General features: G+C 70.8%; 6 protein-coding genes. 1 reads left to right on the top strand and 5 read right to left on the bottom strand.

All coding sequences use genetic code 11. The features are described from left to right. Positions 1–110: 110 nt before the first annotated feature. The 4 genes from RMP08_RS06210 to RMP08_RS06225 all read right to left on the bottom strand — a co-directional run bounded on the left by RMP08_RS06210 (position 111) and on the right by RMP08_RS06225 (position 8,057). Positions 111–1,535, bottom strand: coding sequence for an amino acid permease (locus RMP08_RS06210; protein WP_310468126.1), 1,425 nt, complete (start codon positions 1,533–1,535; stop codon positions 111–113). Between the two features lie 72 nt (positions 1,536–1,607). Then, positions 1,608–5,777: a translocation/assembly module TamB domain-containing protein gene (locus RMP08_RS06215; protein WP_310468127.1), complete on the bottom strand. Its 4,170-nt coding sequence runs from the start codon at positions 5,775–5,777 to the stop codon at positions 1,608–1,610. A 2-nt stretch (positions 5,778–5,779) separates the two neighbouring features. Continuing rightward, complete coding sequence (locus RMP08_RS06220; RefSeq protein WP_310468128.1) at positions 5,780–7,774, bottom strand: BamA/TamA family outer membrane protein; 1,995 nt, start codon at positions 7,772–7,774, stop codon at positions 5,780–5,782. Between the two features lie 73 nt (positions 7,775–7,847). Beyond that, entirely contained in the window at positions 7,848–8,057 is a 210-nt protein-coding gene (locus RMP08_RS06225) for a hypothetical protein (protein WP_310468129.1), read from the bottom strand. A 124-nt stretch (positions 8,058–8,181) separates the two neighbouring features. On the opposite strand from RMP08_RS06225, the gene RMP08_RS06230 reads away from it, so the two are divergent. Then, complete coding sequence (locus tag RMP08_RS06230; RefSeq protein WP_310468130.1) at positions 8,182–8,349, top strand: hypothetical protein; 168 nt, start codon at positions 8,182–8,184, stop codon at positions 8,347–8,349. Positions 8,350–8,468: 119 nt separating this feature from the next. On the opposite strand, the gene RMP08_RS06235 is transcribed toward RMP08_RS06230, so the two are convergent. Continuing rightward, entirely contained in the window at positions 8,469–9,119 is a 651-nt protein-coding gene (locus RMP08_RS06235; protein WP_310468131.1) for a S24 family peptidase, read from the bottom strand. Positions 9,120–9,290: the final 171 nt, after the last annotated feature.

The raw sequence follows: 9,290 nt of genomic DNA on the forward strand, positions 1-9,290 counted from the left end.
AGAACACCGGCGCAAAATAGAGCGCGAACGCCGAGTAGACGTACCAGTCGAACCACTCGACCAGATTGCCCGCGCTGCCGCCGACGATGTTGGACAGCCGCCGCCTGGCGTCAGCCATTCGCACCGCTCCGCGCCCGCGCCTTGGCCGCCGCGCCATGTCCGTAAATGGCGTAGAGGATCAGCCCGATGCCCTGCGCGGCGAGGAAGAACAGCTGGGTCTTGGTCGGTAGGCTGATGAACAGATAGAGGCAGCCGAGGATTCCGCCGATCCCGATCACCCATGGCAGCGGGGTGGTGAATTTCCGTTCGCGGTTCGGCTCTCGCACCCGAAGCACCAGCATCGCCGCGCACACCGCGACGAACGCGGCGAGCGTGCCGGCGTTGGCGAGCGCGGCGATGGTCGCCAGCGGCACCAGGCCGGCGACGATCGAGACGACGATCGCGGTGAAGACGGTGATCCGCACCGGGGTTCCGCGCGCCGACACGCGGGCGAGGCTGGCGGGGAGCAGGCCGTCGCGCGCGACGGTGAAGAAGATCCGGCTCTGCCCGAAGAAGAAAGCGAGGATCACCGTCGGCAGCGCAATCACCGCCGAGGCGCCGAGGATACGCGCCGCCCAGCCCTGCCCGATCTCGCGCAGGATCAAGGCCAGCGGCTCGGGGCTGTCGGCGAAGCGGGCGTAGCCGAGCGCGCCGACCGCGGCGGCGGCGACCGCCATGTAGATGGCGACGCACACCACCATCGAGCCGACGATGCCGATGGCGAGGTCGCGGTCGGGGTTCTTGGCCTCCTCCGCGGCGGTGGCGATGGCGTCGAAGCCGTAGAAGGCGAAGAAGATGATCGCCGCGGCGGCCATCACCCCGACCTCGGCGCCGGCCGGGCCGGTGCGCGGGAAACCGTAGGGCATGAACGGGGTGAAATTGTCGGCGTTGAAGACGGGGAAGGCGACCGCGAGGAACAGCGCCAGGGCGGCGAGCTTGATGACCACCAATATCGCGTTGAGGTTGGCGCTTTCGCGGGTGCCGGCGATGAGCAGCCCGGCGACCACCACGATGATGAAGATCGCGGGGAGGTTGACGATCCCGCCCAGCTCGGGGCCGTTGACGAGATCGGGCGGGAGCGCGGCGCCGATCGACGCCAGGAAGCCCGCGGCATAGCCCGACCAGCCGACCGCGACGGCGCTGACCACCAGGCTGTATTCGAGGATCAGCGCGACCCCGACCATCCACGCCACCAGCTCGCCAAACACCACGTAGGAATAAGTGTAGGCGCTGCCCGAGGCGGGGATCATCGTCGCCACCTCGGCATAGGCAAGCGCGGCGCACACGCAGATCAGCCCGGCAATCGCGAACGACAGGATGACGGCCGGGCCGGCCTTGGCCGCGCCGACCCCGATCAAAGTGAGAATGCCGGTGCCGACGATCGCGCCGACGCCGAGCGCGACGAGGTGCGGCCAGCCGAGAGTCTGGGCGAGGCGGTGATGCTCGGCCAGGTCCTCGCGCGCGACTTCGGCCTTCTTGACGTTCCAGTTCTTCATGGCGCGCTTCCCCTCCGGTTGTTTCGGGTTGAAGAAGAAGGCGGGTCCCGGGTCAAGCCCGGGATGACGCCGTCAGTAGTCCTTCGAGATGCGGACGTTGGCGCTGGTGCGGCCGATGGTCGAGATCGACGACAGGACCGACAGCCAGCGGGTGATCTGATATTCGGCGCGGGTGGCGGAATAGCCCTGGCCGTCGGTGATCACCTCGACGAACAATTTGCGGCCGATGTACTTGCCCGCGGCGACCGCGGTTTTCTGCCCGGTCGAGATGTCGGCGGGGAGGATGCGCAAGCGGTCGAGGCCGACCGCGCGGCGCACCGCGTTGATCGGGTCGAGGCTGCCCGAGCCCGATTGCAGCGCCGCCACCGCCGACGCCAATTGCACCGCCTCGGGCGCCGACAAATTGGTGATCGAGGTGCCGAACAGGATGCGCGAGAGCAGTTCGTCGGGCGGCATTGCGGGCACGCTGGCGAAGGTGATCTCGGGCTTGAGGCCGGTGCCGGTGACGCGGACGCTGGCATCGAGGCCCTGGACCTGCGCTTCGGCGCGGATATCGAGCAACGGGTCGGGCGGGCTTTCGCCGCGGAAACGGATGATCCCGCGCTCGAGGCGGAAGGTACGCCCGGCGAACTCGTAATCGCCGCGCACGAGATCGGCGCGGCCGCGGAAGCGCGGGGCGTCGGCGGTGCCGCCGATGGCGAGGTCGGTGGTCCAGCGGCTCGAAATGCCGAGCCCGCGCACGTCGAGGTCGCCGCCGGCCAGTTTCACGTCGAGCTTCCATGGGCGCAGCTCGGCGGGCTCGATGATTTCGGCGGGGTCGAGCCCGCGGTGGTGCACATTGAGCTGGGGGACGGCGGCGGCGGCGCTGGCCCGGCCGAGGGTGAAGCGGCCGTTGTTCAAGCGGAAATTGCCCGAGATCAGCCCGCCGTCGCCGTCCGAGCGGAACTTCAGAGGGCCGGTGACGCGCGCGGCGATGTCGTCGCGCGCGAGCAGCAAAGCCTGGGCGGCGGTGAAGTCGAGATCGAGCAAGGTGCGCCCGCCGGAGAAGGTGACGGTGCCCGAGCCGGACAAGGTGCCGCCGCCCTTGGTGCGGCCGGAGAGTTTGGAAAAGATCAGGCGCGGACCGGCAAAGCGGCCTTCGGCGGCGAGATTGTCGAGCACGGTGCCGGTCACCGCGCTTTCGAGCCGCGCGGTCTCGGTGCGCAGCGAGCCGCGGATCGCGGGGGTGAGCAGGGAGCCGCCAATGTCGGCGCCGATCGCGACCGGGCCGGAGAGGTCGAAGATTTCAGTTCCCGACAGCCGCCACAGCGTATCGGCGGGGCCGGCGTAGCGGAGCTGCGCGAACAGGCGGGCGTTGAGCAGTTCGGCGATCACCGGTCCGTTGCCGAGCGAGGCGAAGCGGGCCTGGGCGCGGCCGATGGTCTTGCCGCCACTGACCGCGACGGCGCGGGTGGCGGCGCTGTTGCCGTTGATGACGGCGGCGAGGCCGAGGTCGATAGGTTGCGAGGCGAGCACCATGCCGGCGCGGCTGAGGCCGCGGATGCGGAGGTCGGCGCGGCCGCTGCGGGTGCCCGCCCAGCTGTAGTCGAGGCGGCCCGAGGCGGAGCCCTTGAGGCCGAGGCCGGGGGAAATAATGTCGAGGATTTGCAACGGCATGGCCGCGAGCTGGGCGTGGACCTCGGGGCGCGACCCGCTGCGCCCGGACAAGGTGCCGCGGCCGCCGGCAAAGGTGAAGGCGGTCGGCGCCAGGCTCCAGCCATCGCCAGCGCGGGTCAGCAGCGCGGCCTGGACGAGGACCAATGGCCGGCGCTCGACCTGGCCGCGCCCGGTGAGGCGGATGGTGTCGGGCGTGATGTCGGCGACGGTGGTGAAATCGAACGCGGCGCCGCGCCGCCCGGCGACCACCGCGCGGACGCGGCCGCTGCCGTTGACCAGTCGCGCGTTGGCGGTGAGGCGGGCGAAGCTCATGCTGGCGACCTCGAGCCCGCGCGCGTCGACCACGCCGTCCATGGTGGTGCGGCCGTCGGCGAGGATGATGGTGCCGTCGAGGCGCCCGGCGCGCGCCGCGAAGATGCCGGGGAAGCGCGCGCCGCGCGCGGCGAGGTGCGCCTCGATGCGCTGGGCGCCGTCGACCGGAGAGAAGGCGAGGTCGCCGTCGAGCCCGCCGCCGGCGACGTCGAGCCGCCCGAAGAAACCGCCGGGGTCGGCGCGCAACGTGCCGCTGGCGCGGGTGCCGCCGACGTCGAGCGTGTTGATCGCGATCAAAGTGCGCGCGCCCTTGGGCAGCAGGATTCGCCCGGCGCTGGTGAACGGGCCGAGGCGCGAGCCGCCCGACGCGGTGTAATCGAACCCCGCCGGGCTCGGCAGCAGCAGCAGGCTCACGGCGCGGAGGCCGAGCGTGTCGTTGGGGCGATCGAGCAGCAAGTCGATGCGCGGGCGCTCGATGCGGCCGTCGAGGGTCAGCTTGAGCGGGCCGTATTTGGCCTGGCGGCCCGAGGCGACAATGTGGAAGGTGCCGTCGCGGTTGCGCTGGCCGCCGCCCGACAGCCGCAGCGCCGGAGCGAACAGCTGCAGGTTGGTGAAGCGGACGATGCCGTCGTTGCCGCGCTCGAGGTTGGTTTCGAGCCGCGGCAGGCCGCCGGCGAGCTCGCGGAAGAAACTGTTGTCGAGGCGGCGCACCCACGCTTTCGCGGTGCCGACCACGCGCGAGCCCTTGCCGCCCGGGCCCGGCACGATCTTCAAGTCGGTGGCGACGTCGACGATGCCGAGCCCGGGGATCGCATAGCGCGTCAGGCCGCCGGCGAGCAGCACCTCGAAGCGGCCGGTGACGAGGTCGACCAGCAGCGCGACCTTGCCCTTCAATTTGGCGCTGGTCAGCTGGAGGCCCTCGCCGCGGATCAGTTTCGGCGTGACGGTGAGCAGGCCCTCGAGCCGGGCGTTGGCGAGGATCGCGCCGGCGACATCGCCGACCCCGGTGATGGCGCGCGCACTTAGCCGCAACGGGACGCGCATCGGCCATTGCGACAGCCGCCCCTTCCCTTCGGCGCGGACGTCGACGAAGCCGGTCTTGTCGATGCTCACATTGGGCGAGGTCAGGCGGTAGGCATAGTCGGCCGCCCCGAACGCGCCGTCGAGCGTCCACACCAGGCGCACGTTGCGCCCGCGCATGTTGGGGAACAGCGCGGGCGGGCGCAGCAGGTCGATCCCGACGCGGACCTTGCGGTAGCGGTTTTCGGCCAAGTCGAGGGTGCCGCTGGCGGCGGCGCGCAAGGCGGGCGAGCCGAGCGTGAGCTGGCCCTCGAGCAAGCGATCGGCGAGCGTGGCGTTGCCGCGAACCTGCACGGTGGGCGCGGTGAGGCGCTGCAGGCGGCCCTTGAGGAACGGTGCGGGGGCGAGGGTGCCGGCGAGGCCGTAGCGGCCCTTGTCGGCGGTCAGCGCGAGGCGCGCGGCGGGGCGGCCCGAGAGGTTCATCGCCGCCGAACCGCGCCAGCGCGTCCAGCTGCCGTCTCCGGCCACCGCGAGGTCGAGCGCGCGGGTGCTGCCGAACAGCGCGGGGACGAGGCCGCCGGCGGGGGAGACGATGCGCGCATCGAGGTCGAAGCGGTCGCGGTCGGGCTCGGCGTCGAGCGCGATGGCCAAGCGGTCGCCGCCGCCGTCGATTGCCGCTTTCAGCTCGACCATCGCGCGGCCGGCGCGGATGTCGGCGGTGCCGCGCACGCTGCCGCTGCGCGCGCTGCCGGTGACCGCGGGGGCGAGTTCGAGCCGCTTGATCGCGAGATCGCCGATGTGAATGTCGAAGCCGGGCAGGATCGGGCCGGTGCGGCCGATCGGGCGCAGTTTGGGCAGGCGGGTCAAGGTGACGCGGTCGGCAGTCAATTTGTCGATATGCAGCGAATTGTACAGCCAGGCGCCGGGCGACCAGTCGAGGGTCAGTTCAGGCGAGGTCAGGAACACCCCCTGGCGGTCGGCGACGGTGACGTTCTTCAGCCGCGATTCGCCGAACACCGAGCCTTCGATGCGGCCGATGCGGATGCTCAGGCCCGACGCGGTCTCGAGCCGCGCGAGGCGGTCGACGATGAAGCGGTGGCCGGGCGCGGTGTCGAGGAACACGATCGCGCCGGCGAGCAGGATCAGCAGGCCGACGAAGAAGGTGGCGAGTTCGATGCCGAGCTGGCGGCGCCAGTCGCGGCGGAGGCGGATCGGCGCTTGTCCGCCGGGCTCGCGGAGAATTGCTTCGGCCACCGTCAGAACGCCTGGCCGAGCGAAACGGTGACGGCGACGCGGCTGTCGCCCGGGCGGCGGCTGAGCGGGGTGCCGACGTCGAGCCGGATCGGGCCGAACGAGGAATAATAGCGCAAACCGAGGCCGGCGCCGAAACGCCAGTCGCCGAAGCCCGGCGCGATGTCGCCCGACAAGGTGCCGCCGTCGAGGAACGGGACGACGCCGAAATTGCCGCCGAACGCTTTCAAGCGAACGCGCGCCTCAAGCGCGAACTCGGCGAGGCCGCGGCCGCCGATCGGGTCGCCGTCGGCGGCACGGGGCCCAAGCTTCTGGTAGCCGAACCCGCGCACCGACCCGCCGCCGCCCGAGTAGAAGCGGCGCGACGGTGCGATCGCCGAGGAATCGGCGCCGACGATGGTGCCGAGGCGGACGCGGCCGGCGGCGACGACCGATTTCGACACCGGGAAGTAGGCGCTGGCGTCGAGCTGGGCGCGGGCATAGGCGCGGCTGCCGCCCTTGATCGACAGCTCGGGGCTGACCCGCCCGCCGAGGCGGAAGCCGCGGGTCGGGTCGAGCAGATCGTCGCTGCCGTCATAGTAGAGGCTGGCGGGGAGCGCGGCGATCAGGAAGGTGCGGGTCTCGTCGTTGGCGGGGTCGGTGAACACGCCGCGCTCGTCGGTGGCGATCAGCTCGCCGCCGACGCTACACGTCCATTTCTTGTGCCAGATGAAATTGCTCTGGCGCTCGAGCCCGGCGGACACCTGCAGCGTCTTGGCCTCGTACGCGTCATGATCGATGTGGCTGGCCGACAGCTGGGCGTTGAAGATCTGGTCGCGGGCGCGGAAATTGTTGCGGCGGAACTGCAGCGCGAACAATTGCTCCTGGGTGCCGGCGACGCCGCGCACGGTCAGCGCGCCCTCGGGGTTGAACAGATTGCGGTGCTGCCAGCTGGCCTCGGCGCGGATGCCCTCGCCGGTGCCGTAGCCCAATTCGCCGGCGACGGTGCGCATCGGCGCCGGATCGAGCCGCACGGCGAGATCGTCGGTGCGGCCGTCGGCCGACGGCACGACGCGGACGTCGGCCGAGGCGACCAGCCCGGTGGCGACCAAGGCGCGGCGCAGATCGTCGACCTTGGAGCGCTTGAACTCCTGGCCCGGCTTGAAGCGCGCGATGCGGCCGACGTGGGCCGCGCTGAACGGCGGGCGGCCGTCGACGCGGATGGCGCCGAAGCGCGCGACCGGGCCGGGCTCGACCGGCAGCACCAATTGGGCGGTGCGCGCTTCATGATCGATCTCGACGATTTGCTCGCCGACGGTGGCGGTGGCGAAACCCTGCTCGCCGAGCGCGACCTTGAGCGCGATCCCGGCGGCGATCACGTCGGCGGCGATCACCGGGTCGCCGGCCTTGACCGCGAACGCGCGGCGCAGGCGGTCGGCTTCCTCGCCGGCCTGATCGAGCCCGGGCAGCGTGACCGAGGTGAAGCGGTATTGCGGGCCCGGCGCGGCTTCGAGCACGACTCGGATGACGTCGCCGTCGCTGTCGATGCGCGGCTCGACCGCGGCGTCGTAATAGCCTCGGCTGCGCAGCAGTTCGGCGAGCAATTCGGCATCGGCGGTCGAGCGGCGCTCGATCTGCGCCGCGTTGGCGGCGTCGCCGCGCCCGGCGCGCAACGCGGACTGCTCGTCGAACGCGGCCAGCACGGTTGCGCCGTCGATCGCGGCGAGGCCCTCCACGACGACCGCGTACCGCCGCTCGCTGGCGGCATCGTCGATGGAGGTTTCAGTGGCGGCGGGGGTTTCGGCGGTAACGGGCTCGGCGGGATCGGGCGCGATCGGCTGGTCGGCGACATTCATGTCGGGCCAGGCAATCCCGAGGTCGTCCATCGGCTCGAGCGGGGCGGACGGGTCGAGGTCGGCGGCACCCGGGTCGGTCTGGGCGGCGACGGCGGCGGGCGCGCACAGGATGGCGGCCGCGCATGCCAAATGCGCCGCCGTGCGCCGTCCTCCCCGGTGAACCATGCCGCGACCCTAGTCGGCACGAATGAACCGCACCAGTATCAATGGGGTAGGTGGAGCAGGTTGGCGCGAGCGCCTAGTGGACGGTGCCGCGGACCTCGGCTTCGCTCAGCGAAGCGATGACGCGCTCGATCTGGCGCCAGTGGCAGAAGCGCAGGACGTTGCCGGCGTCGCGGCTGCCTTCGGCGCGCGAAGCCGCCTCGAGCCCGGCATTGTCGCCGAAGCGCTCGAGCAGGTCGGAGGCGTCGGCCAGCGCGGCGCGGCCGGAGATGTAGGGCGAGTCCATGCCGCCGCAGGTAACCCCGCGGCAGTTTCAGGACTGACGCCAAAGGCGGTCAACGAAGCATTCACCGTGTTTGTTGGCAGTGGGAGTGTTGGCGCGACGGGCTCTCGTCTGGCATGGCGCGGCGATGGAACAGCGCAATTCTCTCGCCGGCGGATTTTTGCTGATGGTGGCGATCGTCGCCGGCTTCGCTTGGGGCGTGGCGACCGGGCAGCCGATGCTGGGCGTGCTCGCCGGAACCGGCCTCGGCGTCGCCGCGGCGGTGCTGCTGTGGCTGTTCGACCGGCGGCGATAGAGTTTTTGTTGGGAATAGCCGGTGCCGGCCCGCACCCCCACCCGGCCACCCACGAGCGTACACTGAATGGGTGGCCGGATGGGGGAGCGGGTCGGTCCAGACGCCGCGTGAGCGATGCCTCAGTGAATTTTCCGGCCGGCCCAGATGACCCGGCCGATGCACTGGATCTCGTCGAACTTGCAGTCGGGCCAGTCGGGGTAGGCGCGGTTGTCGGACTGGACGGTGACGGTGCCCGCGATCGGGTGCAGCGCGAGGCGCTTGACCACCAGCGCCTCGTCCGAGCGAAGCACGTAGATGCCGTCGCGCAGGCGCTCGGCGGAGTCGCCGTGGTCGACCAATATGTCGTCGCCGGCGTTGAGCGTGGCGGCCATCGAATCGCCCTCGACGCGGATGATCGACAGCAGGTTGGTGGGCGAGGCGGTGAGCGTCTTGAGCCAGCGCGGGTCGAACGCGAAATAGGGCCGCCCGCCGTCGTCGAGCGCGAACGCGCCGGGGCCGGCCGAGGCGCGCACCGGGCTGCGCGAGACCGGAATCAGGCGCGCCGCCGCTTCCTCATCTTCTTCCTGCGGCCCTCCTAGCAGCGACTCGGGAATGGCGAAGTAGCGCGCCAGCTTGCGCCGCTCCGATTCGCCCAGGCGCTTGGGCACGCCGCGCCGGACAAATTGCTGGATATACGCGGGGTTGCGGCCGAGCATGCGCGACAGGCCGGCGAAATCCTCGCCCCTCTCGGCGCACAGACGCTCGATCAGCTTACGCGGGTCGGACCACATTATTTATCCCTTAATTATAAGCACACGCCTAGACAAGTAGGAATTGCGTTGGGAAAGCGTGTGCAGCCGAGTCGCATTTGACTAGGGGATAGCATATGCACTTGCTGCGAGAGGTGGAAAAATTCCTCAACCGGAGCCGCACGGCTCCCACCACGTTCGGCCGGATCGCCC

It is taken from the genome of Sphingomonas sp. (assembly GCF_031426035.1).
Classification (GTDB): Bacteria; Pseudomonadota; Alphaproteobacteria; order Sphingomonadales; family Sphingomonadaceae; genus Sphingomicrobium.

Excerpts from the sequence above, each read along its gene's own strand:
- RMP08_RS06235 (WP_310468131.1), bottom strand. The coding sequence starts at position 9,119 with ATGTGGTCCGACCCGCGTAAGCTGATCGAGCGTCTGTGCGCCGAGAGG.
- RMP08_RS06230 (WP_310468130.1), top strand. The coding sequence starts at position 8,182 with ATGGAACAGCGCAATTCTCTCGCCGGCGGATTTTTGCTGATGGTGGCG.
- RMP08_RS06225 (WP_310468129.1), bottom strand. The coding sequence starts at position 8,057 with ATGGACTCGCCCTACATCTCCGGCCGCGCCGCGCTGGCCGACGCCTCC.
- RMP08_RS06220 (WP_310468128.1), bottom strand. The coding sequence starts at position 7,774 with ATGGTTCACCGGGGAGGACGGCGCACGGCGGCGCATTTGGCATGCGCG.
- RMP08_RS06210 (WP_310468126.1), bottom strand. The coding sequence starts at position 1,535 with ATGAAGAACTGGAACGTCAAGAAGGCCGAAGTCGCGCGCGAGGACCTG.